Source organism: Streptomyces glomeratus, from assembly GCF_021462825.1.
Classification (GTDB): Bacteria; Actinomycetota; Actinomycetes; order Streptomycetales; family Streptomycetaceae; genus Streptomyces; species Streptomyces glomeratus.
In genome coordinates this window covers 1-25,271 of the sequence record NZ_JAKEEB010000042.1, presented here as the reverse complement: position 1 = coordinate 25,271, position 25,271 = coordinate 1, and the positions used below count along the sequence as shown (strand labels likewise).

General features: G+C 71.4%; 25 protein-coding genes. 11 read left to right on the top strand and 14 right to left on the bottom strand.

Going from position 1 to position 25,271, the window contains the following annotated elements; genetic code table 11:
* Positions 1–142: 142 nt before the first annotated feature.
* From LZ604_RS31415 to LZ604_RS31395, 5 genes are all read right to left on the bottom strand, one after another.
* A complete protein-coding gene (locus LZ604_RS31415; protein WP_234519318.1) occupies positions 143–1,105 on the bottom strand; it encodes a 3-hydroxyacyl-CoA dehydrogenase NAD-binding domain-containing protein in 963 nt (320 codons plus the stop codon).
* On the bottom strand, positions 1,102–1,848 hold the full coding sequence (locus LZ604_RS31410; RefSeq protein WP_234519316.1) for an acetoacetate decarboxylase: 747 nt from the start codon (positions 1,846–1,848) through the stop codon (positions 1,102–1,104). The genes LZ604_RS31415 and LZ604_RS31410 overlap by 4 nt, the downstream gene beginning before the upstream one ends.
* Position 1,849: 1 nt before the next feature.
* Positions 1,850–2,617 carry a crotonase/enoyl-CoA hydratase family protein gene (locus LZ604_RS31405; protein ID WP_234519315.1) on the bottom strand — a complete coding sequence of 256 codons (768 nt, stop codon included), beginning with the start codon at positions 2,615–2,617 and terminating at the stop codon, positions 1,850–1,852.
* A gap of 57 nt (positions 2,618–2,674) precedes the next feature.
* A complete protein-coding gene (locus LZ604_RS31400; protein ID WP_234519314.1) occupies positions 2,675–3,031 on the bottom strand; it encodes a helix-turn-helix domain-containing protein in 357 nt (118 codons plus the stop codon).
* A gap of 124 nt (positions 3,032–3,155) precedes the next feature.
* A complete protein-coding gene (locus tag LZ604_RS31395) occupies positions 3,156–3,878 on the bottom strand; it encodes a helix-turn-helix transcriptional regulator (RefSeq protein ID WP_234519313.1) in 723 nt (240 codons plus the stop codon).
* A 173-nt stretch (positions 3,879–4,051) separates the two neighbouring features.
* On the opposite strand from LZ604_RS31395, the gene LZ604_RS31390 reads away from it, so the two are divergent.
* Positions 4,052–5,131: an ABC-2 transporter permease gene (locus tag LZ604_RS31390; protein WP_234519312.1), complete on the top strand. Its 1,080-nt coding sequence runs from the start codon at positions 4,052–4,054 to the stop codon at positions 5,129–5,131.
* 153 nt (positions 5,132–5,284) lie between these two features.
* On the opposite strand, the gene LZ604_RS31385 is transcribed toward LZ604_RS31390, so the two are convergent.
* Positions 5,285–5,854 (bottom strand): cysteine hydrolase family protein, encoded by a 570-nt coding sequence (locus LZ604_RS31385; RefSeq protein ID WP_234519311.1) that lies wholly within the window; start codon positions 5,852–5,854, stop codon positions 5,285–5,287.
* A gap of 79 nt (positions 5,855–5,933) precedes the next feature.
* Positions 5,934–6,830: an LLM class F420-dependent oxidoreductase gene (locus tag LZ604_RS31380; RefSeq protein WP_234519310.1), complete on the bottom strand. Its 897-nt coding sequence runs from the start codon at positions 6,828–6,830 to the stop codon at positions 5,934–5,936.
* 249 nt (positions 6,831–7,079) lie between these two features.
* Between LZ604_RS31380 and kstD the strand changes: the two genes are divergently transcribed.
* Both kstD and LZ604_RS31370 read left to right on the top strand, forming a co-directional pair.
* Positions 7,080–8,882, top strand: coding sequence for a 3-oxosteroid 1-dehydrogenase (gene kstD, locus LZ604_RS31375; protein WP_234519309.1), 1,803 nt, complete (start codon positions 7,080–7,082; stop codon positions 8,880–8,882).
* A 177-nt stretch (positions 8,883–9,059) separates the two neighbouring features.
* A complete protein-coding gene (locus tag LZ604_RS31370; protein ID WP_372482241.1) occupies positions 9,060–10,223 on the top strand; it encodes a hypothetical protein in 1,164 nt (387 codons plus the stop codon).
* A 68-nt stretch (positions 10,224–10,291) separates the two neighbouring features.
* On the opposite strand, the gene LZ604_RS31365 is transcribed toward LZ604_RS31370, so the two are convergent.
* Positions 10,292–14,695: an HAD-IC family P-type ATPase gene (locus LZ604_RS31365; protein WP_234519308.1), complete on the bottom strand. Its 4,404-nt coding sequence runs from the start codon at positions 14,693–14,695 to the stop codon at positions 10,292–10,294.
* Positions 14,696–14,845: 150 nt separating this feature from the next.
* Here LZ604_RS31365 and LZ604_RS31360 point away from each other — a divergent pair, with 150 nt between their 5' ends.
* Entirely contained in the window at positions 14,846–15,232 is a 387-nt protein-coding gene (locus tag LZ604_RS31360) for a hypothetical protein (protein ID WP_234519306.1), read from the top strand.
* A gap of 214 nt (positions 15,233–15,446) precedes the next feature.
* Here the strand turns inward: LZ604_RS31360 and LZ604_RS31355 are convergent, their stop codons facing one another.
* Positions 15,447–15,584, bottom strand: a complete 138-nt coding sequence (locus tag LZ604_RS31355) for a hypothetical protein (protein WP_234519304.1) — start codon at positions 15,582–15,584, stop codon at positions 15,447–15,449.
* A gap of 353 nt (positions 15,585–15,937) precedes the next feature.
* Positions 15,938–16,954: an alcohol dehydrogenase gene (locus tag LZ604_RS31350; protein ID WP_234519302.1), complete on the bottom strand. Its 1,017-nt coding sequence runs from the start codon at positions 16,952–16,954 to the stop codon at positions 15,938–15,940.
* Positions 16,955–17,212: 258 nt separating this feature from the next.
* Between LZ604_RS31350 and LZ604_RS31345 the strand changes: the two genes are divergently transcribed.
* Entirely contained in the window at positions 17,213–18,280 is a 1,068-nt protein-coding gene (locus tag LZ604_RS31345) for an SLAC1 family transporter (RefSeq protein WP_234519301.1), read from the top strand.
* Here the strand turns inward: LZ604_RS31345 and LZ604_RS31340 are convergent.
* Positions 18,266–18,835: a TetR/AcrR family transcriptional regulator gene (locus tag LZ604_RS31340; protein ID WP_234519300.1), complete on the bottom strand. Its 570-nt coding sequence runs from the start codon at positions 18,833–18,835 to the stop codon at positions 18,266–18,268. The genes LZ604_RS31345 and LZ604_RS31340 overlap by 15 nt on opposite strands.
* 115 nt (positions 18,836–18,950) lie before the next feature.
* Between LZ604_RS31340 and LZ604_RS31335 the strand changes: the two genes are divergently transcribed.
* Positions 18,951–19,514 carry a CGNR zinc finger domain-containing protein gene (locus LZ604_RS31335; RefSeq protein WP_234519350.1) on the top strand — a complete coding sequence of 188 codons (564 nt, stop codon included), beginning with the start codon at positions 18,951–18,953 and terminating at the stop codon, positions 19,512–19,514.
* Positions 19,515–20,023: 509 nt separating this feature from the next.
* Here the strand turns inward: LZ604_RS31335 and LZ604_RS31330 are convergent.
* A complete protein-coding gene (locus tag LZ604_RS31330; protein ID WP_308283699.1) occupies positions 20,024–20,326 on the bottom strand; it encodes a carotenoid oxygenase family protein in 303 nt (100 codons plus the stop codon).
* 42 nt (positions 20,327–20,368) lie between these two features.
* On the bottom strand, positions 20,369–20,947 hold the full coding sequence (locus tag LZ604_RS31325) for a hypothetical protein (protein WP_234519298.1): 579 nt from the start codon (positions 20,945–20,947) through the stop codon (positions 20,369–20,371).
* Positions 20,948–21,070: 123 nt separating this feature from the next.
* Between LZ604_RS31325 and LZ604_RS31320 the strand changes: the two genes are divergently transcribed.
* The 4 genes from LZ604_RS31320 to LZ604_RS31305 all read left to right on the top strand — a co-directional run bounded on the left by LZ604_RS31320 (position 21,071) and on the right by LZ604_RS31305 (position 23,819).
* On the top strand, positions 21,071–22,000 hold the full coding sequence (locus tag LZ604_RS31320) for a helix-turn-helix transcriptional regulator (RefSeq protein WP_234519296.1): 930 nt from the start codon (positions 21,071–21,073) through the stop codon (positions 21,998–22,000).
* Positions 22,001–22,189: 189 nt separating this feature from the next.
* Entirely contained in the window at positions 22,190–22,657 is a 468-nt protein-coding gene (locus tag LZ604_RS31315; protein WP_234519295.1) for a DUF2871 domain-containing protein, read from the top strand.
* Positions 22,658–22,993: 336 nt separating this feature from the next.
* Positions 22,994–23,434, top strand: coding sequence for a pyridoxamine 5'-phosphate oxidase family protein (locus tag LZ604_RS31310; protein ID WP_234519293.1), 441 nt, complete (start codon positions 22,994–22,996; stop codon positions 23,432–23,434).
* 181 nt (positions 23,435–23,615) lie between these two features.
* Positions 23,616–23,819, top strand: coding sequence for a hypothetical protein (locus LZ604_RS31305; RefSeq protein WP_234519353.1), 204 nt, complete (start codon positions 23,616–23,618; stop codon positions 23,817–23,819).
* A 211-nt stretch (positions 23,820–24,030) separates the two neighbouring features.
* On the opposite strand, the gene tnpA is transcribed toward LZ604_RS31305, so the two are convergent.
* Positions 24,031–24,459 (bottom strand): IS200/IS605 family transposase, encoded by a 429-nt coding sequence (tnpA, locus tag LZ604_RS31300; protein ID WP_234519291.1) that lies wholly within the window; start codon positions 24,457–24,459, stop codon positions 24,031–24,033.
* Positions 24,460–24,510: 51 nt separating this feature from the next.
* On the opposite strand from tnpA, the gene LZ604_RS31295 reads away from it, so the two are divergent.
* On the top strand, positions 24,511–25,271 hold a 761-nt coding region (locus LZ604_RS31295; RefSeq protein ID WP_234519289.1), incomplete at its 3' end, for an RNA-guided endonuclease InsQ/TnpB family protein.

Here is a 25,271-nt window from a genome sequence, read left to right as displayed (position 1 = left end):
GTGTGCTTTTCGCTGAGGTAAGGACTGCCCGCGTGTCCGCGAGAACATGGCCGGCCGCCGGCTTGCGCTCGCCGTGGCCTTCGTAGGCCGGCGTGATCAGGCCGTCCTCCCGGAACTTCTCACGGAACTTCTTCTCTTCTTCTCAGTCCTTCTCCTCGCCTGTGCGGCTTCCCTGCTCGCTCACCTGCTTCAGTGCGGTCAGGACGGCGAGTTGCCTGCGGTCGCGCAGCTCGCCGAGTTCCGTGGACGGGGAGGAGCCGTAGGCCTTCTCCACGGCCCGGATGACCCGTTCCTCGCATTCGGGGTCCTGCGAGGGCTCGCCGGCGGTCACCATCTCGTCCATGGACTTGCCGATGTGCGTGACGATGTGGCGATAGCCGCCGGGACCGCCGCCGAGGTGCTGGCCGAGGAAGAGTCCGACCGTCGCCCAGCGGATGCCGAGGGAGTTCCTCAGCACCTTGTCGACGTCCTCGGGACCGACGACGCCCTGCTGGACGAGGTAGGTGGCCTCACGAGCCACCACGTACTGCAGGCGGTTCCCGACGAACCCGGGGATCTCCTTGTGCACGACTACCGGGGTACGGCCGAGGAAGGTGTAGAAGTCGACGGCTCTCTGCACGGCGTCCTGGCTGGTGCGCTCCCCCGGTACGACCTCGACGAGCGGCATCTGGTGGGGCGGGTTGAAGGGATGGCCGATGAGGATCCGGCCGGCGTCCTCGATCTCCTCGGTGAACGCCGTGGCGGGGATCGCCGAGGAAGAGCTGAGCAGCAGCGCGTGCCGGGGGGCCGTACGGACCAGGGTGGCGAACAGCTCCTTCTTGAACTCGACGCTTTCCGGGCCGTTCTCCTGCACGATGTCGGCGTCGCGGACGGCGCCGGTGACGTCGGACGCGATGTGGACCCGGTCGGCGAGGCCGTCGACGTCCAGTCCCAGGGCGGTCAGATGCGGGGCGAACCGGGCCAGCGCCTCGGCGACGGCATCGGCGAGATCGGGCCGCGGATCGCTGACCGCGACGGTCAGTCCATGACCGGCGAACAACGCCGTCCAGGACAGTCCGATGGTGCCCGCGCCGATCACGGCGGCGGTGCGGAACGACCCGCTCATCGCCCGTCTCCCTTCAGGTAGTCGAAGACCGGCTTTGGCCCGGCGAGGGTCAGGTCGGTGTTGATGTGGCTGGCGGAGACGACCTCGAGCACGGGCAGGTCGGCGAGGGGCGCGAGGGCGTGCTGGAACAGCTGAAGCCGTGCCGGACCGGTGTAGGCCTCCTTCACCACGATGTCGGTGATCTGGGCGCGTACCAGTTCCTGTACGAGGGGGACGCCGTCGTAGCCCGGGATGATCTTGAGCATGAAGGCCGGCGTGGTGATCCGGGCCTCGGCCTCCTGCCGGTCGAGCGGATAGTGCTTGTAGCCCATCGTCGCGGTGGCGATCCGCAGCGTGCCGAAGTCGATCGTGCCCACCAGGGTGGGGCCGTCGACGTACAGCTTAGGCGTGCCGATGACCTTCGGATAGGCGCTGAGCTCGCGACCGGCCGCGGCCGCCGGGAAGTTGTCCAGGTACATCGAGTGCAGATACTCGCCCCGCTCGCCCTCGAAGGTGACCGGGATGGCCAGACCGCCCTCGGTGTAGGGGCCGTAGACGGTGACCTCGTTCATCTTCATGATCTCGAACCGGACCAGCGGCTCGTCGATCCTGAGGGGCTCGGGGACCACCGCGCGCAGCGCGTCGGCGTCGGTGCGGTAGACGATGTTGAGGTACTCACGGTCGGTGAACCGGGCGCTCACCGGCGGGTACGCAGGGTTGGCCAGCGGGGTGGTCAGCCGGCGCCGGACGTCTTCGATCTTCATGTCACTGTCCCGTCCACTTCGGGGCGCGACGCTCGGCGAAGGCGGTCATGCCCTCCCGTACGTCGGCCGAGGCCATCAGGTCGCCCACGACCTTGCGCTGGGCGGCGAACGCGTCGGCCTCCGGTACACCGGCCGCGGCCCGCACGAGTCTCTTCACGGCGGCTAGTGCGAGCGGGGCGTTCGCCGCGAGCTGGTCGGCGAGCTGGAGCGCGAGGCCCCTGGCCTCGCCAGGGGCGGTGACCCGGTTGACCAGACCCAGCTCCGCGGCGCGGCGGCCACTCACCGGCTCGCCCGTCAGCAGGAACTCCATCGCCAGGTGGTATGGGATCCGCTTGGGCAGCCGGATCACGCCGCCGCCGGCGGCGATCAGCCCCCGTGTGACCTCGGGCAGGCCGAATTTCGCGTCCTCGGCGGCGACGATCAGGTCGCAGCCCAGGGCCAGCTCGAAGCCCCCGCCCACGGCGAAGCCCTCGACGGCGGCGATCAGCGGCTTGGTGAGCTCCGCCTCGGTCAGCCCGCCGAACCCGCGGCCTTCGACCTCGGGCGACTCGCCCCTCAGGGCGGCCTTGAGGTCCATACCGGCGCTGAAGGTGCCTCCCGCGCCGGTCAGCACACCGGCCCGGAGCCCCGGATCGGCTTCCAGCTCGTCCGAGGCGGCGGTCAGGCCGGCGGCCACCGCCGCGTTCACGGCATTGCGGGCCTCGGGGCGGTCGATCGTGATCAGCAGGGTCGAGCCGACCCGTTCGCTGCGCACGGCGGTAGTGCTCATGACTGTCTTCTCTCTGCGGTTCAGCGGCCGGCCGGTTCGCCGAGGACGTCGACGGTGTCATGACCGGGAGGGAGGCCGGCCGCCGGATGTGAGGCGGGCGTGACGCAGAACCCGCGTCGGGTGGCGGTGTGGCTGCAGCCCTCGGCGCGGTCGCGGCGCCACATCGGGGCGGTGTCCGGATGAGGGTGGAAATCGGTGAAGGGCCGCGTCGTCACACTGTCCAGGTGACAGCCGCGCATCGGATTTCGCGACGTGGTGCGCGTCGCGATCGAACAGCGGGTTCCCGAGCTCGTGCTCGAGATCCCTGAACCGCCGGCTCAGCGGCGAGGTGGCCATGGGCAGCCGACGAGCCGCGGCCGGGGAGTTCGGTCTCTCCGCGCCCGCGACGAAACAGCACAGGTGCAGCGTCTCCACTGATCACCTTAGCCCGCCCGGTTCCGGGCTTCAGCCGCGCGCGAGCCGGACCGGCGGCATAGAGGACTGATTCACCGAGGGCCCGATCAGGGTGTTGATCCGAGGGTGCTCCACGGAGAGGCGCTCAGGCGAATCCTCCCTCCTCGACGGGAGGTTCGGCTGCGGCCGGCGCGGGTGGCCAGGCCTGCGGTGAGAGGACGCCCTTCACATAGGCGCGCGCCACCAGAGCCGTTCTGTTCGTGACCCCCCAACGCCGGGAGAGGCGCGCGAGGTGGTAGTTGACCCCGTCCGCGGTCAGGCCCACCTGTGTGGCGATGCGCGTGCTGGTGCAGCCGGCGGCCGCCAGGGCGAGGATGCGCGCCTCCATGGCGCTGGTCTGTCCGGACTCCTTCGTCTGCGGAGTGGACCGGGGAGGAGCCGGCGCCTCCGGTATCCGGAGGATCAGCAGGAGGTTCGGCGGGGTGTCGGGTGCGGTGCCGACCAGGTCGACGGTCATCTCGCCGCGTCGTTCCACACCGGTCGCCGGGCACCAGGACACCTCGATCGGGTACCGGGACCTCCGGCGCAGCCGTAGCGCTTCCGAGAGGGGATCGAGCCGCCGCCCCGCCGTCGGGCGGAAGAGGTCGAGGGCCTTGCGCCCCACGAGGCGGCCGGCGAGCGTGCCCCACTCCGAGGCCAGGGCGTGGTTCGCCGCGAGAACGGTTCCCTGTGCGTCGCAGAAGGCGAGAGGGAGCGGGATTCGGTCGAACAGCGCGGTGGCCTGGTTGCGCCAGAAGACCGCCTGGTCGTCCGGGGCCGGCGCCGGTGTGTTCGATGTGCCGGCCGCCCGCTGCTCTGGTGTGTCCATCCGTCGCTCCCGCGCTGGTACACGAGGGGTGAAGGGCCGGCAATCCCCCGCCCGTCACCACCGCTACAAGAACTGGTAGCACCGAGGCGACCGTGCGCATTCCGCCGGCGCGAGGGTGGACGGGCTGCGCCCCACCGGGGCGACATCCCTGAACGACCGAGGGGGCTATCTCCATGCGCCATAAGCGCACCGTCCGCCATGTGGTGGGCAACCTGCTCAGCGAGGGCCACACCGTTCGCCATGTGGTGGTCCATCTCCTCACCCCGCTGCTGATGTGTTTCGGCATGGGCCTGTCCTACCTCGGCGCCTTCCATGCGCCTGAGGCCCAAGCGCACGGGCTGAAGGTCGCCGTGGTGGGTACCTCGGCGCGCAGCCATCTGCTGGCCCAGGCGGTCAAGGACACCGCCGGTGACGCACTGGACGTCACCACCGTGCCCGACCGGGCCACCGCACGGCGGCAGATCATGGACCGTGACCTGGTCGGTGCGTACGTCCCGAGCGCCAGGCACGCCGAGCTGCTGGTCGCGGAGGCCAACTCCAGCACCTCCGCCGACGCGGCCGCGAAGGTCTTCACCGCGGTGGCCGCCCGCCAGGGCGCCCCGCTCAAGGTCACCGACCTGTCCCGCTCGGCAAGCGGCGATCCCACCCATGCGAGCCTGTTCTTCCTGCTGGTCGCACTGAGTGTCGGTTCCTACGCCGGTGTCGCGGCCATCGTCGCGGCCGGTGCCGCGCTCAGCGTGTGGAAGCGGGCCGCCATCGGTATCGCCACGGCACTGGCGGTGAGCGTCATCGGGGCGGTGCTGGCGGGCCCGTGCTTCCATGTCGTCGACCACGACCTGTGGGGGGTGTGGGGGATGGCCTTGATGTACTCGGCGGGCATCCTGACCATCGGCATCGGCCTGCACACGTTCCTCAAGCGCCTGACCACGCTGGCGCTCATGGTGCTGTTCGTGATGCTCAACTTCACGACGTCGGGCGGCGTCTTCGAGCCCGAGCTGCAGAACGGCTTCTTCGGCGCGCTGCACGCCTTCTGGAACGGCGCCGGATTCGTCGAGGGAGCCCGGAGCCTGCTCTACTTCGACTCGGCCGGCCTGGGCAGCCGGGTGCTCTCCCTGGTGCTCTGGCTCGTCGCGGGACTGCTGCTGGTGGCCGCGGCCGCGATCGCGGAGCGGCGTGCCACCTCCGCCTCGGCCTCCCTTTCCCCGGCGGAGGCGGACGCCCTGGAGGAGATGGGCGAGGCCGTCGCCGTATGACCGAGCGTCGAACACCCGCCGGGTCGCCGCCCGGCGGGTGCGGCGTTCTGACCGCCCGGCGCACACCGGACACGGGCACCGGGCGTGCCGCGTCCGGTAAGGGAACGGCCCGCCCCGCCCGGGAACCCGGGGGCGGGCCGCTCCCGTCGCCGCTCAGCCCGCCTCGGCCCGCGTGAAGCTCACGTCCGCCGTGTCCACGGTGCCCCCACGGCGCCCGGGAGCTTTCTGGTCCGACCAGTACAGGTTGGTGTGCGCGATCACCTGCTCCGGGGACGGGGCGCCGTACGCGGTGAGGTCCTCGGTGGTGTGCGCGTCGCCCACGAGCGTCACGTCGTACCCGCGCACAAGGGCGCCGTGGAGGGTGGACCGGATGCACATGTCGGTCTGGGCGCCGGTGACGACGACGCGGCCCACTCCGCGCCCGGCGAGCAGCGCCTCCAGCTCCGTGTCCTCGAACGAGTCGCCGTACCGCTTGTGGACGAGCGGCTCGGCGTCGTGGCGCACCAGTTCCGGCACGTACTGCCAGTTCCCGCTGCCCCGCTCGAGGCCCTCGTCGTCGGAGTGCTGCACCCAGATCACGGGCACGTCCTCCGCCCGTGCCTTGCCGATCAGGGTGTTGATGTTGCCTATCACGCCGTCACGGTTGTGGGCGCCGGCCACCACCCCGTTCTGGACGTCGATGACGAGCAGCGCGGTGTTCGGCCGGTCCGGCAGGGTTGTCATGGGGACTCCGGTTTCCTCTGGTTGGGGCCACGTCGAAACCCACCGTAGAGGCGGCCACCGACAACGCGTCGCGGGGACGTCAGCGCAGCAGCTCCGCCAGGCGGCGCCAGGCGGCACGGGGAAGGGCGCCGCGGGACCCGCCGTCGATCACCTGGAGGGCCACATGGTCCGCGCCCGCCGCGTGGAAGGACTCCAGCCGTGCCCGGATGCGGTCGTCGTCGCCCCAGGCGAACAGCGCGTCGACCAGGCGGTCGCTACCGCCGCCCGCGAAGTCGTCGTCGGTGAAGCCGAACTGCGCAAGCGCCTTGGTGTAGTTCGGCAGCCCGAGGTAGAGGGCGAGGCTGTCACGGGCCTTCGCGCGGGCGCTGTCCGGATCCCTGTCCAGTACGACCTTGGTCTCGGGCGCGAGGAGCGGCGCGTCCCCCAGGATGCCGCGGGCCCTGGCGGTGTGCTCGGTCGTGACCAGATACGGGTGGGAGCCGGCCGCGCGGTCGCGGGACAGCTCCAGCATCTTCGGGCCGAGCGCGGCGAGGACACGGCGCCCGGCGGGTACGCCCGCCGTGTCCAGGGCGTCCAGATAGTCGACCATGGCCGAATACGGGCGGCGGTACTCCCTGGCCAGCTTGGCGTGGCTCACGCCGAGCCCGAGGAAGAAGCGCCCCGGGTGGGTCTTCTCCAGCTCGGCGAAGTGCGTCGCGGTCTGTGCCGCCTCGTGCTGCCAGATGCTCTGGATGCCGGTCGCCACCCTCAGGCGCGAGGTCGCCTCGATCAGCGGCACCGCGTGGCGTACCGCGCTGCTGCCGCCCATCCAGAGGGCCCCGAAGCCGAGTTCCTCCAGCTCGGCGGCGGCCTCGGCGAGTTCACCGCGCCTGGCCGGGTCCTCCGAGCGCAGCCCGATACTCCAGATGCCGTATCGCCCGACGGCCTCCTTCAGGGAGCCTGCGCGGTCCGTGTCCGTGTCCGTGACATCGCCCATGGGTTCCGGTTCCTCCGTCCTCGGTGCTGCGTGCTGTCCGGGATCACTCGGATCACCTGACCGCTCGGATCAGTGATCACTTGGATCACAGGAGAGCCCAACGGCCGCGGACGCGGGCGTATTCCACGCCGGAGGTACTTCGAAATGCCCCTTGACTTCGCAGGACCCCCGCGCCACATTCCCTGACGCTGCATCAGATCGGGAGGTGAAACGCCTCACCGTCCCCCGCCATCCCTGGAGCGATCTGCCATGCCCACAAGCGCGGACCCCGCGAGACGCACCGCATCCCCCGCGGCGGCCGGACCGTCGCGCCGACAGGTGCTCGGCGCGGCCGGCACCGGGGTCGCCCTCGTGGCCGGGCTGCCGGGGACCGCCGCCGCGGCACACGCGGCCGGCCTGCCCTCGCTCGGCACGTACGACGTCGTCGTGATCGGCTCCGGCGCGGCGGGCATGACGGCCGCGCTGGCGGCCGCCCACCAGGGGCTGAGCTGTGTGGTCGTGGAGAAGGCGGCCACCTTCGGCGGCTCGGCGGCACGCTCCGGCGCCGGCATATGGATCCCGAACAACCCCGTCCTTCTCGCGGCGGGCGTCCCCGACACCCCGGCGAAGGCAGCCGCCTATCTCGCGGCGGTCGTCGGCCCGGACGTGCCCGCCGACCGGCAGCGGGCCTTCCTCGACCACGGCCCCGCCATGATCTCCTTCGTCATGGCCCACAGCCCGCTGCGCTTCCGCTGGATGGAGGGGTACAGCGACTACTACCCCGAGCTGCCGGGCGGACTGCCGAACGGCCGCTCCATCGAGCCCGACCAGCTCGACGGGAACATCCTCGGCGCCGAGCTGGCCCACCTCAACCCGCCGTACATGGCGGTCCCGGCAGGCATGGTCGTCTTCAGCGCCGACTACAAGTGGCTGACGCTCGCCGCCGTCAGCGCCAAGGGAGTCGCCGTCGCCGCCGAATGCGTCGCCCGGGGCACCAAGGCCGCCCTGCTCGGCCAGAAACCCCTCACCATGGGGCAGTCCCTCGCCGCCGGGCTGCGCGCGGGCCTGCTCGCCGCGGGTGTGCCCGTGTGGCTGAACACCCCGCTCACCGATCTCTGCGTCGAGGGCGGTGCGGTCACGGGCGCCGTGGTGACGCGCGACGGTACGCCGGGACTGCTCCGGGCCCGGCGCGGCGTGATCGTGGGCTCCGGGGGCTTCGAGCACAACGCGGCCATGCGTGCGCAGTACCAGCGGGGTCCCATCGGCACCGACTGGACCGTGGGGGCGCGGGAGAACACCGGTGACGGCATCCGGGCCGGTGAGCGGGCGGGCGCCGCGCTCGACCTGATGGAGGACGCCTGGTGGGGACCGGCGATCCCGCTGCCGGACCAGCCGTACTTCTGCCTCGCCGAACGCACCCTGCCCGGCGGTCTGCTGGTGAACGCCGCCGGTGCCCGTTTCGTCAACGAGGCCGCCCCCTACAGCGACGTGGTGCACACCATGTACGACCGGAACCCGAGCGACCCGGACATCCCGGCCTGGCTGATCGTCGACCAGAACTACCGAAACCGGTACCTCTTCAAGGATGTTGCGCCCGTTCTCCCCTTCCCCGACGCCTGGTACGACTCCGGCGCAGCGCACAAGGCCTGGACCCTGGACGCGCTCGCCGGGCGGATCGGGGTGCCCGCCGTCGCGCTGAGGGCCACGGTGAGCCGCTTCAACTCCCTTGCGAGAAGCGGTGAGGACCCCGACTTCCACCGCGGGGACAGCGCCTACGACCACTACTACACCGACCCCGCAGTCTTCCCCGACTCCTGTCTGGCGGCGCTGTGGCTGCCGCCGTACTACGCTTTCAAGATCGTCCCGGGTGATCTCGGCACCAAGGGCGGACTGCGCACCGACGCGCGGGCCCGGGTGCTGCGCGCGGACGGCTCGGTGATCCCCGGTCTGTATGCGGCGGGCAACGCCAGCGCCGCCGTCATGGGGCACAGCTACGCGGGCGCGGGCTCGACGATCGGTCCGGCCATGACCTTCGGCTACGTCGCCGCACTCGACCTCGCGGGCGGGTCGTGACCGGTCGCGGCGCCGGGTGTGTGGTGCGGGGCGCCGGGCGCCGGGCGCGGGGAAGGGGCGCGGGGAAGGGATCTCAAAAGAGGGGATGCGGGGACGAGGGCGCAAACGCGGGGCAACAGGGTCACATAGGCTGCACTCTTCGGCATTTACAGTCCGCGAGTGCCCGGGAGAGCCCCTGTGACCGTAGCGATCCCCCCGTCCGACACGGCCGGTTCGCCCGACGACCGGCACGCGCCCCGCGCATCGGCCGACGACGCGCCCGCCATTGCGCCGGCCCCCGACGGCGACGGGTTCTGGGTGGAGCCCGGGGCGGCCGAGGACGCGGCCGCGGTGCCGGGGGAGCCCGAGGTGGCCGAGGCCGTGGCCAGCGACGCCCGCGAGTTCGGTGTGTACGCCCGGACCGGCGGCTGGGCGTTCGCGCTGAAGGTGGCGCGCAGCGTACGGCCCGGCGGACAGCCGGCGGGTGGCACGCCCAAGGTCTCCGCCAAGAGGTTCGCCGAGCTGGCGGGGTGTTCCGCGGAGCGGATCATGCGCTACTACAAGGCCTGGGACAAGGCCGCCGACGACGGTCTGGTGCCGCACTTCGAGATCCTGGTACCAGGCCAGGACATCGAACTGCCCGACTCCGACGTATGGCTCTCGTACTACACCGCGCGCTCCAGCGCGTCCTCCGAGCGGGGGACCGCGATCGCCGCGGTGGCCGAGGCCGAGGGCATCCGGCCCACCAAGGCGCTGGAGGTCGCCGAGAACCCCACCGCGCTGCGGGCCGCCATCCTCGCCGATCCCTCGACCGCGCGGACCGCGCGCGCCGCGCTGCTCGACCGGCTCAGGGAAGACCCGGTTCTCCAGACCGAGCTGGCCCGTGACGTCGCCCGCACGGAGGCGCTGAAGAAGGCGGTGGCCACCGAGAGCCGGGCCGCGGACCGTATCGGCTATGTGCGGCAGATCGCGGAGAACGGACAGGTCAAAACGCCGGCCGGGCAGACGATCGACGCGCCCGCCGAACTCCGTGCGGAGGCCGAGCGCCATCTGTCCCTCATCGATGAGCTGGACGACGGCGAAGAGGCCGGGCAGTGGGCCGCGGAGGCGTACGACACGGTGAAGGAACTCGTGGTACGGGCCGTCGAGGCCGACCCGGAACTGCGCCGCCAGGAACGCCGTACGAAGTTCTACGGCAGCCTCCAGCGGGCGACGAAGGTCTTCGAGGAACTCACCCTGGACGACACGGACGACCTCGACGACCTCTACGACGACGACATGCTCCAGCGTCTGGAGCAGCTCCGCACGGCCATCGGCACCTGCATCGCGGCCCTGCGCAGGGCGGCCCCGGAGCAGCCGTGACGCACGGGAGGTCCGGCATGGCGGTCTCGTATCCCGCGACAGGTGGGCGGGAGACGGTCGGCCGTCGGCTACGCGGGGACGGTGACCGGACGCGGCTGCCGTTGCGGTACGGAGGCGCGGACGCGGTGGACCACAGGCGGCAGGAACGGTGAGACCGCCGTCGCCGCGGCCGCCGCGGACAGGGCGATGGCCCAGGCGGCCGGGCCGAGGGGCGTGCAGCCGAAGAACTGGCTGAGCCCCGGGGTCTGGACTACGGCCGCCAGCGCCACCAGGGAGCCCACGGAGGAGACCACGATCGACCTGCTGCGGCCCCCGGCCAGAAGCGTCTGGCCGAGCTGGGAGCACACCAGCGCGATCAGGGCGACGGTGCGGGCGCGGGCGCCGCGCCCGGTGAACCGCGCGGCGAGCCACGCGGCCGTCGCTCCGAGGGCGGTGGCCACGGCACGGCACACGGTTTCCTCGGTCAGCGCCGAACCGAGCGAGACCTCGGGACCCTCGTGCAGCATGCGTTCGGCGGCTTCGGGAGGCGGCGGGCGCAGGGCCACGGCCATGGCCGGTGCGAGGTCCGTGAACAGGTTGACCAGCAGCAGCTGGCGGGCCGTCAGAGGCGAGGTGCCGGTGGCGGCCGCACCGAGCAGGGTGAAGGCGATCTCCCCGAGATTGCCGCCGACCAGGATCGCCAGGGCCCGGCGCACCGAGGCCCACATGGCGCGTCCCTCCACCAGTGCGGCGAGCACCGTCTCCAGCCGGTCGTCGGTGACCACCAGGTCGGCAGCCGCCCGCGCGGCCGGCGTGGCCCGCGTACCGAACGCGATCCCGATGTCCGCGAGCCGGATGGCGGGCGCGTCGTTGGCGCCGTCGCCGGTCATGGCGACCGTGCGGCCGAGACGCTGGAACGCCTGCACGACGCGCACCTTGTGCACCGGGGTGCCCCGCGCGACGACGCCGACGTCGGGCAGCAGCGCATCGAGCGCGGGGTCGTCGAGTTCGTCGAGTTCGGCACCCGTCACCACACGTCTGCCGTCCAGGACGCCCAGTTCGGCGGCCGTCGAGCCGGCGGTGCCCGGGTGGTCACCGGTGATCATCACGATGTGCACGCCCGCGTCGGCCAGTTGGCGCACCGCGGCCGCGGCGGTCTTGCGCACGCGGTCGGCGAACGCCAGGAACCCCGCGAAATCCAGCTCCCGCACGGCCTCGTCGGTGAGTTCGCCCTCGGGGGCGTCCCGGAGTTCGGCGACCGCCAGCACACGATGGCCCTCGGCCGCCAGCCTCTCCCCGGCGGCGAGGATGTCCGCGCGGCCCTCCTCGTCCAGCGGCCGGCCGCCGCGGGTGGCACAGCGCCCGACGACCTCCTCCGGGGCTCCCTTCACCGACAGGATCCGGCGGCCTTCGGACCGGCACAGGGTGGCGTGGAAGCCGCGGCTCGGCTCGAAGGGCAGCCCGGACAGGCGCTGCCAGCCCGGCGCACCCGTCGTCCGCCGCACCCCCGCCTCCTCCGCCCCGGAGGTGACCGCACCGTCGGTGGCGTGTTCGAGCCCGTTCGGGCCGTGCGGGCGCGGTGTCGCCCGCAGCGCGGCGGCGAGCACGGAGCGCTGCTCCTCGCCGAGCGCATCGAGGGGCCGGCTGTCGCCGTCCGCCGCGACGGCCACGAGGGAGATACGCCCGTGGGTGAGGGTCCCGGTCTTGTCGAAGCACAGCACGTCGGTGCGGCCGGCCGCCTCGATGGTGCGGGGGTCCCGGACCAGCGCACCCCTCACGGAAAGCCTTCTGGCTGCGGCGAGTTGGGCCGCGGAGACCAGGAACGGCAGCCCTTCGGGAACGCTCGCCACGGCCAGCCCCACCCCGGCGCCGACGGTGTCCCGGGCCGGGCGTCCCCGCAGCGTGCCGGCCGCCATCACCGCCGCGGCCGAACCCAGCGCCACCGGCAGCGTGCCGCGGGTGATCCGGGCCAGTCGGCGCTCCACCCCTACGGCGGGGGCGGCACCGCGGCCGACCGCCGCCGCACGGCTCGCCTCGGTCGCCTTGCCGGTCGCGACCACGACAGCGCGGCAGCGGCCGGCCGCGACCGTGGTGCCTTCGTAGACCATCGACGTACGGTCCGCGAGGTCCGAGGCCAGCACGGGCGCCACATCCTTGGCGACCGGAAGCGACTCACCGGTCAGCGCCGACTCGTCCGTCTCCAGGTGGTGCGCCTCCAGCAGGCGGGCGTCGGCGGGCACGACGTCACCGGCGTTGAGGTGGACCACATCCCCCACGGCGAGGTTCTGCGCGGGGACGGTCGTGTCCGTGCCGCTCCGCAGCACCTTCGCCATGACCGCCGACTCGCGCCGCAGCCGGGCCACCGCCCGGTCGGTCCGGTGGCGCTGGAAGCCGCCGAAGAGCCCGGACAGTGCGGTGACGGCCACGATGACGACCGCGTCGAGGACGGCGCCCACGGATGCGGACATGGCCGCGCCGGCGCCCAGGACGGGCGTGAGCGGGTTGGCCATCTCGGTCAGGTAGGCCCGGCCGAGCGATACCGTGCCCCTCTCCTCGTCGGGCGCGGTGCCCCGCCGTCGTACCTCTTCCGCGGTCAGCCCCTCGTCCCTGCTGCCGGTCCTCGCGAGCACGGTGGCCGGATCCATGGCGTGCCAGGGGTGCCGGGACTCGGCGGTCAGGGGCAGGGGCCGCCGCAACAGCCGTACCGCCGACCAGACGCCGACGGCCGTTCCGAGGGCGGCCGCCGCGTTGAACGCCGTCGTGCTGTGTGCCGCCGCCCGCCGTGACTGCCCGGCCACCGCCGCCGTCGCGCCGACCGCGGCGGACGCCTGCGCGAGCCGCACCCCGCGCTGCGCGCTGTCGCGTGCGCCGCGGCAGGCCCGCACCAGGACGACGGCCGCCGACGGATCGCCGTCCACGCACACGTGCGCCCCCCAGGGAGGGCAGCTCCCGGGTCCGCTGACGCCCACCCCCACGTCGGCGGCGCGTAGCGCGACCGGGTCGGCGGAGACCAGCAGTACGCCGCTGCCGTCGCGCTGGAGGTCACGTACCGCGTCGAGCACCCGCTCGCCCGGGCCGCGCACCGCGTCGGCCTCCCGTACGGCCGGGTCACGGGTGTATCCGCCGGTGGCCACGACGGTCAGGCCGGCCGCATGCGCGGCGGGCACGAAGGCTCCGGCGGCCTCGTGCATCTGGGCCACCACGCTGACCAGGGCGCGCAGCCGCCGTCCGTGGGCCAGGCCGAGCACGAGCCGCGCGCCGTCGCGCTCCAGCCGCTCCCGGGCCCGCGCCCCCGTGGGTCCGTCCAGCGCCAGGTCCTCGAGGGGCCCGAGTGCCCACTCGTCCTCCCGGGACAGCCGCTCGGGCGCGGAGCCGTCGAAGAGCCGGTGGGCCCTCGCGGCGAGTTCTCCGCCAGGCGCGTCGTCGTCGAGGGTCACCAGATCGGCCAGGACGTCGGACCCCGTGGCCAGCACGTCCGTGTCGAGGAGCACCGTGCCGATCCGGTCCAGCCGGCGCAGGGCACGCGGGTCGACCACGAGGACCCCCTTGAGTGCCAGACCGCGGCCCAGGGCGCAGGCAAAGCCTTCACGTGCCAGCAGCGGCGCCTTGGGGATGGCCGCCAGCGCGCCGCCGGCCGCCTTGCCGGGGCGCCGGGTGGCGAGGAGCGATCCGCCGAAGGACGCCGCCGCCACGAGGGGCGCCCGGTCGGCGTAGCGCTCGACGGGACCGTGCTTCAGCGGGGTCTCGCGGGGAAGCGGGGGCTGCCCGCGATGGGTTCCGGCCGCGGCGCTGCCCGCGAGGCGCGGCTCGGCCGCGGTCCAGGCGTCGCACTCCGCGTTCGCCTCCATCACCCGCAGGCCGTGCCGGACGGTGTCCACGGCCACGCCGAGGAGCCCGCCGGAGCCCGCTTGGCCCAGTGCCGTGAGTGCGGCCATGAGCAGTCCGGCGTTCTCCGTCCCGACCGCCCGGTCCACCAGCGACCGCAGCCGCGGGTGGCTGTCGACGATCGGGACGAGGGCCGCGACCGACGCCGGCAGGGGAGCGCGGCGCACCAGGCCCACCGCGGCGGCCAGCGGCGCGGCCGCGAGGTGCAGCGCCACTGCGGCACCCGCCCGCCGTGCCCTCTCGCCGGAGGAGGGGTGGTCGGGCAGGGGCAGGTCGACGTCGTGGGCCTCCTCGGTCACCTCGACCGCCTCGGTGAGGGCCTCGACGAGGTCCTCGATGTCGGAGCCGCCCTCGGTGGCGACGATGACATGCCCGAGCACCGTGTTGGCCACCGCCCACGCCACCCCCGGCACCTCGGCGATCCGCCGCTCGACGTCCTCGGCGAGCCTCTTCGCCTTGGCGTGCGGCAGGTCACCTTCCCGCAGCCCGCGTACGGCCACGTGTGCGCGCCCGTCGAAGCACCGTATGCGTTCTCGCGTGTCGGTCCCCAGTACGGCGACCGCCGAGGACACGACGGCCCGCAGCAGCGCGCCTCCCGGCAGTGCCACCACGTATCACCTGCTCCCGGGCCCCGGTGGTTGACTCCCGGTTGCACGAGTAGCCACACATCGTAGGTTTCAATCCGACAGAAGCCCTCACACCCCCCAAGGGAGTGAAAATGGAATGAAACGGACTCTTCTCGGAGAGGAGGCAGCGGGATGGTCAAGGCAGCGGGGATCGCCCCACAGCAGGAAACGTCCCAGAAGCAGCACATGGAAACCCATGCGCATGAAGGTGCCGGCCTGCACCTCCATACGCTCACGCTGCACCCGTCACTGAAACTCCCCTACATCACCAGGGACGACGTGACGAGCACGGCGAGGGCGGCGACGTCACGGGTGCCGGGCATGCCGTCGGGCAAGGACGTCGTGTTCTACGGGGGGCTCGGCGCGATGGCCGTGGCGGGGGCTCTGGAATGGCCGGTCGCACTGGCCGTCGGCGGAGCCACCTGGCTGTTGCGCAGCGGCAAGAAGCGGATAGAGGGCGCCGGACCGGCGACCGAGCGCTACGGCCAGGGCCGCGGCGCGGCCGGGACCGGTAGCTGAGGCCGGAGGTCGCTGTCATCTGACGGCGCGCGGCGTCGACGGCGCGGCGCCGGGCACGCGGACGCGAGGCGCCCGTGTCTGCCGGGCGCGCGGGCCGCCGGGTACCCGTGGGGGCGGGTCGGCACGTCGCGCGTCGAGACATGGATGTGTCGACAAGCAGACCGTGTCGGTGCGTCGGCATGTCGGCGCGTGGACGCGCGAGCGCGTCGATGTGTCAGGCGGTGGCCGGGACGGCGGTGGCGCGCAGGTGACGGGAGTAAGCGGCCCACAGCTGCCACGCAATGCGCAGGATGATCGTCTCGGCCAGCGCGAGACCGATCTTCGTGGCCACGGCTACAAGAATCTCGCCCATGTCGGCTGAACTTTCTGTACTCGATTACGGATGTCCGATATCCGACCATGCAGCCGTTTCTTCGGTGATGGGTGCCATATGCGCATACGTTCGATGTCTTTTTGGTGAACAAACGGGGTCGACGCGAAGCCGTAGCCGACGACGCGCCGGGTCGCCAGGGGTCCGGTACCGCAACGCCGTATCTGAGGAGTGGCAGCCCAAGTCCCGTTACTGTGCGGACGGTTCGGGATGAGCGATCCGCCACTCGGACACCGCTCGACGCGATCAACGACAGGCGCTGAGCCGGAGCCCCGGAGGGGACGGTCGCTTCGATGGCAATGTCTCCACCGCGGTTTGTCCCTGTGGGCGTGGCGTCAGGCGGCGGCGTCGAGGACGGCGCGGAAGCGGGCCCGGCCGGAGAGCATGTGCTCGTACGCCTTGGGCGCCTCGGCGAGCGGGAAGGTCTCGATCAGCGGCTTGATGCCGTTCGCGGCGCTGAAGGCGAGGTTGTCCTCGTTCTCGATCGGGGTCCCGGTGAGATGGCCCTGGATGGTGCGGGTGCCGAAGATCAGCTCGGCGGTCTGTGCCTGGATGGGGTCGGGGGCCGCGCCGACGACCATGAGCTTGCCGCGCGGGGCGAGCCCCGCCACGAGGGGACTCATGGACGAGCCGCTGGAGGCGGTGGCGATGACGGCGGCGGCGCCACCGAGGTGCTGCAGGGCGTCGGCGATGTCCTCTCCATTGCTGTCTATGTAGTGGTGAGCGCCCAGTTGCCGGGCGAGGGACTCCTTCTCGGTGCCGCGGGCGATGGCGGCCACCCGGTAGCCGAGGCTGCGTGCGTACTGGACGGCAAGGTGCCCGAGCCCGCCGATGCCCTGTACGGCGACGAGGGCGCCGGGGCGGGCGCCCACCTGCTGCAGCGCCGTGAAGGTGGTGAGGCCCGCGCACAGCAGCGGGGCGGCCTCGGCCGGCGGGAGGTCGTCGGGAATACGGACCAGGCCGCTGGTGCGGGCGTAGGCGAACTCGGCGTAGCCGCCGTCCGTGGTGGTGCCCGTCTGCTGCTGATTGCGGCAGTTGACGAAGTCGCCGCGTCGGCAGGGATCGCATTCACCGCAGTGCCCGGCGAGGAAGCCGACGCCGACGCGCTGGCCCACATGCCAGGCGGTGACGCCCGGGCCCACCGCGTCGATAGCGCCGATGATCTCGTGGCCCGGGATGATCGGCTGCTCGGGATGAGCGCGCAGGCCCTCGACGGCGAGCACGTCGGAGTGACAGATCCCGCAGTACTGGACGCGCAGGCGCACCTGGTTCGGCGCGGGGTCGGCCAACTCCCGGTCGACCAGGCGAAATGTCCGGTTGCCGGTGACTTCGAAGGCTCGGTACGTGGTCATGAACTACTCCTCCGCTGGGTCGCGGCCGCTTCTATATGACCGGTCATCTCCTCCAATATGACCGACCGTCTTAAGTGGTGCAACCCGCACACCCGTCCTTGACAGTGTTAAGACGACTGGTCATATTGGAAGGGTGCCCGCGGACGAGCCGCGGCACCCCCAGGTGACACCCGGCCCGCACCTTTCCGCGCGTGCCAGGGGCCACGTCGCCGTTACATCCGCGGCGCGGGCCGCCTCGAACCCTGGGACACACAGCTCATGTCTGCCAAGAACGGCACGGATCTACGGTCGGAGCCGGCCCGGCACCTGTCGGCGTCGTCCGGCGTCGTCGCCTCACCCGGATCCACCCCCCACCACGACTCCGCTTCCCGCGGCTCGCGGAGCGCGAGCATCGGTCTCCTGGCGATCTCGCTGGGCACCGCGGGCCTGGGGGGAGCCTGGCAGGCGGCGGCAACCCTCGTGTGCGCCCCCGTCCAGATCAGTGATGCCCTGTTCACGGCCGCCGGGCTGGTCTGGGTCGTGCTCCTGGGCGTCTACGTCCGGCACGGCGGAGCGCGGTGGCGCAACCTGCGTGAGGACCTGCGCCACCCGGGCCAAGGGTTCGCCTTCGCCTACGTTCCCATCATCGGCATGCTGATCAGCGGTCACTTCTCGCGCTTCGGCCAGGAAGGCGCCCGCTGGGCCTACGCCGTCTTCCTGGTGGCGTCCGCACTGGTCGCCGCTCATCTGCTCGCCCACTGGCTGACCGGTGCGCTGAGCGAGGCCGCGCTGCATCCCGGCTACCTGCTACCGGTCACCTCGGCGCCGTTCATCGCGAGTGCCACCGCGTCGACGCTGCACCTTCCCGAGGTCGCGGCAGCGGCCTTCGCCGTGGGCGTCCTGTACTGGCTTGCCCTGGGTGCGGTCATTCTCGGCGGTCTGATCACCGGCAGCCCGCTTCCCCCGCCGGCCCGGCCCACCCTCACCGTCCTGATCATCCCGCCGGCCACCGGCGGCATCGCCTGGCTCGCCGCCCACAGGGGCCGTCTGGACGGAGTCGGCTACGGGTTCTCCGGAATCGTCCTCTTCACCCTCGCCACGGTCGCCTTCCTGCTCCCGGCGATGAGCCGGCGGTCCTTCCACACCGGTCTGTGGATCTTCAGCTTCCCGGTGGCCGCCACCGCGAACTTCCTCGTCCGCTGGACGTACGCGGCGGAAGTGCCCGGCCGCGAGGTCCTGGCGTGGGCTCTGATGGCCGCCGCAAGCGCCGTCTTCCTTCTCCTGACCGGCGCGACACTGGTCCACGGCGGCCGGCACCGGCGGCCCGGGGACTCAGGCCACGAGTGAGTCGAACAGGGTGAGGAAGTCGTCCAGCGGCTCTCTGCTCCGGGTCACCTTGGCCCGGAGGGCGGCACCTTCCCAGGCGTTCACGAGGAAGCCGGCCAGCGTCTCCGGCTCCAGAGTGCTCTTGAGTGTCCCGGCGCTGCGTGCCTCCTCCAGCGCGGATGTCACTTGGGCGGTCCAGCGGTCCAGCCCGGATTCCACCTGGCTGCGCACATCGGCGCTCTGCGCGGAGAGTTCGGCGCCGAAGTTGCCGAAGAGGCAGCCCCGAGCGAACTGGAACCGCTCCAGGTCGTCGGCCAGGTAACCGAAGTGCGCGCGCAGGCGCGGGGCCGGGGCGAGCGTCCGGTCCTCGAGCATGTCCAGCCGACGGGTCACCGCATAGCGGCGCATGATCTCGACGGCGAGCGCCTCCTTGCTCGGGAAGTGGTTGTAGAAGGAACCCTTCGGCACGCCCGCGGCGCGAGTGATCTCCTGGACCCCGATGCCGTTGAACCCGCGCTCGTGGAAGCATTCCGCGGCGGCATCGACCAACTGCTCGCGTACGCTCGGCCTCGGCATCTTCGACTCCTCACTCCTCTCTACCAATGTGACCGGTCGTCTTGTGGGTGTCAAGCGTCACGCCCGCGCGCCGGCCTGGTTGTCGTCAGTGAGCGTCACCTGTCAACATGGTGACGTGAATCTGGAGCATGTCTTTCTGTGCGGAAATCCCGCACTTGATTTCGCTGCGACGCTTCGAGCCCGCCGGTCGGCGCGGTTCGAGATGTTCGTGTCGCCGGACCGGCTGGACGCCTGGTACCTCGAGTCCGGGATCGTGGACGCCGTCACTCCGAGCCGCGAGTCGGACGTCGAGCAGGCGGTGACGGTTCGCGAGGCGATCTACGCGCTGGTGTCGGCGCGGCTGGCCGGCGAGCCGTTCGACAGGAAGGCGCTCGCGGTGGTGAACGGGGCGGCCCGGAAGCCTCCCGTGGCGCCGCAGCTCACGGCAACGGGGCGGTGGACGGAGGCGACGCCGGAGGAAGCGTTGTCCACCGTGGCCCGCCACGCCGTCGAGCTCCTGAGCGGCCCGGATGTGCCGCTGATGAAGGAGTGTGCCAATCCCGAGTGCACCCGGGTCTTCATCGACCGGTCACGTGGCATGCGCCGGCAGTGGTGCGGCATGGAATCCTGCGGGAACAAACTCAAGGCGGCTGCCTACCGCGCGCGCAGGCGGCAGGCCGAGGCGCCCGCCGCTCACTGAGGGAGAGGCCGGAGTGGGAGAGGCCGGGGCGGGAACCGTATCGGGGCCGCGGCGCCCGGCCGCTCGCCGTGAACTCGGCGGGTCCGGCTGATTCCACTGTGCGAAGTGCGCAGCGACGTGCGCCGGTTGGACGGCATGCCGAGACGACGGAGTCGCAGTGCGGAAACGCTCGGCCAACTGCCCCTGCCCGTGCCGAGGGACCTTGAGGCTCAACGGTCCTCTCCCGCGCCGGCCCGCGTCATGTCCGCCGCCCCTGCGGCGCGCGCCGCGACCTGGGCGGCGGCGCGCGCGGCTCTGCCGGTCACCCGCCAGGCGAGGTATCGCGGTGGGCGGGGCCGGCAACTCGTCTCGGGGCTGCGCTCTGTGTGCCGCGTCCCGCCGCCATCGATGCGGTTCATCGCGTCACCTGCTCGACTGATGACGGTCCTCCAGTCTGTCGCATCACCTGTCAAGGTGGTGACGCAGTGATCGGGGTGCACTGCTCTGATGAACCGCGACTGTCGGGAACGTCAGAGCCTGTCCGCGTCGACGACGGCTCGGGCGAAGGCCTCAGGCGCTTCCTGCGGCACGTTGTGGCCCATGTCGGCCGACGTCCGGTGGGGAGGGCCGGCGAAGGACTCGGTGCGCACGTAGCGGTTGCGATACCAGGCCGCGCGCCCGTCCTCCAAGCGCACGGCGTGCAGCATGCCCTCGCCGGTGAACCAGTGGGCGGACGGGGTCCGCGGATTGGGGCCGTTGCGCACGTACCAGCTGGCCAGTTCCCGCGGCAGGACACCCGTGACGGCCAGATCGCAAGCGGTGTGCTCGGCCACGACGGGGCCGTGATTGCCGGCCAGGTGAGACGCGGGGGCCCGTCACCGGGAGGCCTCCTCCCGCACGGCCGCGAACCGGGCGCGGGCGATGTCGGGGTAGCGGACCGTGAACAGCACCGGGAGGACGAATGTGGCGACCGTCAGGAGCGTACGGGCCGTGCCCGCGTCCGGCAGGTAGTGGCGCAGCAGCACTCCGCCGATACCGGAGAGGGTGAACGCGCTCGCCCACACGATGGTGATGTGACGGTTGACGCGCAGGAACAGCGGGCTGTGCCACAGATGCTCGGGGACCTGGGTACGGGCGATGCCGAGCGTGAAGGGACGGCCGAGGGCGAGCGAGCCCCAGGCGGTCGCCGCCAGCCACAGCGAGGACAGCGGTGAACCGTAGTGGGCGAGGGCCGGGGAGTCCGGCGCCGCGAACGCGGCGACGGTGTAGGCGGCGAAGAACACCACGGCGCTGCACTCGATCACCAGGGCGTCCCAGCCGCGGCCGGCACGGCGTTGGGCCACGACCAGACCCGCGGCCAGGACGAGGCCGGTGAGCACGGCCCAGCGTAGATCGACCGTACCGGTGAGCACGGCGACGGCAATCCACGGAAGGAAGCTGCGGATGTAGCCCACGGCGGTGGTTTCCTCTCGACTCTTGTGTGGGTGTGCCGCCCAGTCTGGTGATCATCCGGGCACTGCAGCATCCGGATAAAGTGCAAGACTCAGTGCAGGAAGCTGCACGGGACGGGGGTGCCGATGAGCTTGCAGAACCTGGGCCTGACGCCCGAACAGGAAAGTGTCTATCGGTATCTGCTGCGGACGCCGCGCGCCGATCCCGCTGTGGCCGAGACGGAGCTGGGCATCCGCGTGCCCGTGGTCCTCGACGAACTGAGGGCTCTGGGCCTGGTCGACGAACTGCTGCTGCCACTGCCGCCGGCAGCCGCCGTCGACGTGCTGGTCCGCCGGAAGATGGAGCGCGCTTCGCGTGAACTGGCGCGCATGGAGGCGGCTTTCGACGTCGTACGAGACCTCGCCGAGGAGGCGCGCCGTGGCCGGGCCGTCGAACTCGTCGAACGCCTCCCCGACGGCCTGGAGGTCAACCGTCGTATCAGCGCGATGCTCGACCGCTCCGAGACCATGCACGCCAAGCCGATGCCGCTCAGCTCGACCTACTCCGAGGAGTACGCGCGCCGCTACCGTCGGCAACTGGCCGACGGACTGGTCAGCCGGACAATCGTCGGTACCGCGGCACTCGACCGGCCCGAACAGCTGGCCTATGCACGGCAGATGAACAGCCTGGGCGACCTGCACCGGGTGTCCGCCGAGCAGTACCTGCCGCTACTGATCATCGACCGCCGGATCGCCTTCGTCCGTGTAGCACCCGGCGAACCGAGTGTCGAGGCTCCCACACTGCTGATCCGTCAACCCGGCATCGTGGCGGTGCTGGTGGAGTTGTTCGACGGACTGTGGTCCCGCGCCGCGGATCTCGACGGGCTGGAACTCACCGCGGCGGAGGCACGGGTCCTGCGCGCGCTCGCGGAGCACAGCAAGGACGAGGCAGCCGCGCGCGCTCTGAACATGTCCCTTCGCAAGTACCGAAGCCACGTAGCCGACCTGATGAGCCGTCTGGGCGCGAGCAGTCGCTTCCAGGCGGCCCTGCGCGCGAAGGAACGCGGCTGGCTGTGACGCAGGACCACACAGGCCGCCGGGTGCCTGTGACGCCTTGTCACCGCAGTTGCCGTGGAGGCCGCGGACGTACACCCGGAGCCCGACCGGGAAGTCAGGGACCGTTGCCGAATTCGTCGTTGATGACCGGGCGAGCCGTCTGCAAGGCTGGGTCCTCACCGACTGACCTGACACGGGGGACAAGCAGGCATGAGGAAAATCCTCAACACGGCCCATATCTACATGATCGTCGGGCTGGTCAGCGGCCTGTACTACCGCGAACTGACCAAAGCGAAGAACTTCACCGGCGACACCCAACTCGCCGTTGTGCACACTCACGTTCTGGCCCTCGGCATGCTGTTCTTTCTCATCGTCCTGGCGCTGGAGAAACTGTTCACTCTGACCTCCGTCCGGCTTTTCGCCTGGTTCTTCTGGACTTACAACGCCGGCCTGGCGCTGACCGTCGTCATGATGACCCTGCACGGGACCCTGACGGTGCTGGGGCATTCCAGCGGTGAGGCCATCTCCGGAGCCGCCGGGCTCGGTCATATCCTGCTGACCGTGGGCCTGGTGCTCTTCTTCATCACCCTGAGCAAGCGCATCCCCTCCGTCTCCCGGACGGGAGGCGACACGGCCGCGAGCCGGCTCCCCCTCGCTTCGTCGGCCGAGGACCGGTGACAACGCAGTTCCAGTCATTGCGTACGCGGTGACTCCCTGCGCCGAGGGCTTTCCCACCCTGTGCTGCCCGATGTCGATTCGCGGCCCTGCCCAGGCTGGGCCGAAGAGGGCGCCTGCCGGGCATCTGCTCTGGCCAGGCGCCCTCCACCGGGCATTCGGAAGAAGCCCGGCCTGCCGGATCCACGGTCCGGCCGGAAGGGCCGTTCGGCCCCCGGTGAACGACACGCCTCCTTGGGCCACTCTCCGGACAGGGCGGGACGGGTGGCACTCACCCATGGCGGCGGCCGGGCTCAGCATGGACGGAACCCGTGCACCGGTCGAGAGAGTGCTGGCCCCATGCACCCCAACGACGGATTCCGCGAACTCGGTCGCGCCGAGTGCCTGCGTCTGCTGGCCACAGCACCAGTGGGCCGGGTCGTCTACACGCGGCAGGCCCTGCCCGCGGTGGTGCCGGTCAACTTCGGGCTGGACACGGACGGCGCGGTGCTGCTGCGCACGCCGGCGGCGTCCGAGCTGGCCCGCGCGGTCGACGGTGCGGTCGTCGCCTTCGAGGCGGACGCGGTCGACATGGCAAGGCGGGCCGGCTGGAGTGTCGTCGTCACCGGCCCGGCCGAGATCGTGATCGACGGGCCGGAAGCGGGACGCCTTGAGCGGATGGCCCCGTGCTCCTGGGTGCCGTCGCCCGACGAGGTCTTCATCCGCATCGACGCCGAACTCGTCACCGGGCGCGAACTCGTCGGCCGCCGGACCATGTACGGCGTGCCCCTGCCGGCCTGACGCGTGCATCGCCTCTCACCACCGCGACCGAACGTCCCTATGACGGTGGGGCCGGACGGCACGGCGGCGGGCTCCCACCGGGCCCTGCCTCCCGCGGTGACGGGCGAGGAGCATCGCCGATGGAACCGCCCACGGGAATTCCCTGAGCGGTGTCGCGAACGATGCGGAGGCGGAGACGACCGTGGCACCCCACCCAGACGTGGCCGCACCCACCGAGGCCTGGCGGGGCTTCGCGGGACAGCGGTGGCGCGAGAGTGTCGACGTACGTGACTTCATCCAGGCCGACTACACGCCATACGAAGGCGGTCCGGAGTTCCTGGCCGGAACCGTCCGTCGGCTGGACGGCCGGCGGGCGGTGTCACGTATGGCCGGCTGTGGCAGGTGAACTGCGGTCAGGCGTTGCCGTGGGGCTGTCCGCCACGGCCACGCGGTCATCGGTCGTCAAAAGGACTCCGCTGATCAGGTCGGGGCGGATGCGTACGGCGTAGTCCATCCCTGATCTTGCGTGGGTATTCCCGGCTTCAGCCGGGGAGGGAAACGCGTGCTCGGGTCGGAGGCGCGCAGCGCCGGAATTCGCTGCGCCTCCTCGGTGACGGTCAGGTGGGCCGCTTCTGGCCCTCGATGTACTGACGGACGATGCTGAGCGGCGCGCCGCCGCACGAGCCGGCGAAGTAGGAGCGGGACCAGAACACGGAGCCCAGTCCGATGCGGTTGATGTGGCCGGTGTACTCGGCGCGCAGGTATCGGGAGCTGACGCCCTTGAGGCTGTTGATCAGCTTGGACAGGGCGATCTTCGGCGGGTAGTGCACGAGCAGGTGGACGTGATCGCGTTCGCCGTTGAACTCCTTCAGATCTGTCTCGAAGCTGCCGCACACCTCTCGCATGATTTCCTCGCACCGCTTCAGCATGGCGTCATCGAAGACGTCTTTGCGGTACTTGGTGACGAACACCAAGTGCGCGTGGAGGTTGTAGGCGACGTGGCGACCCGTGCGGATATCGGGGTTTGGTTCCCAGCGCGGTGACATACACCAAGGGTAGTATGATCGTGCGGGCTGACCAGGAAGGGGGTGGGCCGGATGATCCGTGCGTACAAGTTCCTCATGCGGCCCACCGTGGGCCAGGCGGCAGCGCTCGGTGAGATGCTGCGGGATCACTGCTCCCTCTACAACGGGGCGTTGCAGGAACGCCGCGACGCCTACCGGCACACCTCGAAGACCAGCATCAAATACGGGCAGCAGTCCGCGCAGCTCAAGGACATCCGGGCCTTCGACCCCGAGCGTCAGGGCCGCTGGTCGTTCTCCTCGCAGCAGTCCACCTTGCGCCGCCTGGACAAGGCGTTCCAAGCCTTCTTCCGGCGCGTGAAGGCCGGGGACAAACCCGGATACCCCAGGTTCCGGGGCGCGATGTGGTTCGACACGGTGGACTTCCCCAAGGACGGCGACGGCTGCCGCTGGGACTCCACCCCCCACGACCCCGTCACCCGCGTCCGCCTCCAGGGCGTGGGGCACGTCAAGGTCAACCAGCACCGGCCCGTGGTCGGCAAGGTCAAGACCGTGTCCGTCAAGCGTGAGGGCAAGCGCTGGTACGTCATCCTGACCGCCGAGCAGGCCGCCCCCGAGCCGCTTGGGGCGACCGGCAGCGTGGTCGGCATCGACATGGGCATAGCCAACTTCCTCGCCGACTCCAACGGCGAGTTCGTACCCAACCCGCGCCACGGCCGGAAGGCCGCCGCAAAGCTCGAAGCCGCACAACAGGCTCTCGCCCGCTTCCCCCGCGCCCGCCGCGACAAGCGCACCGCCAACCACCGCCGAGCCGTCCAGCGCGTTGCCGACCTGCA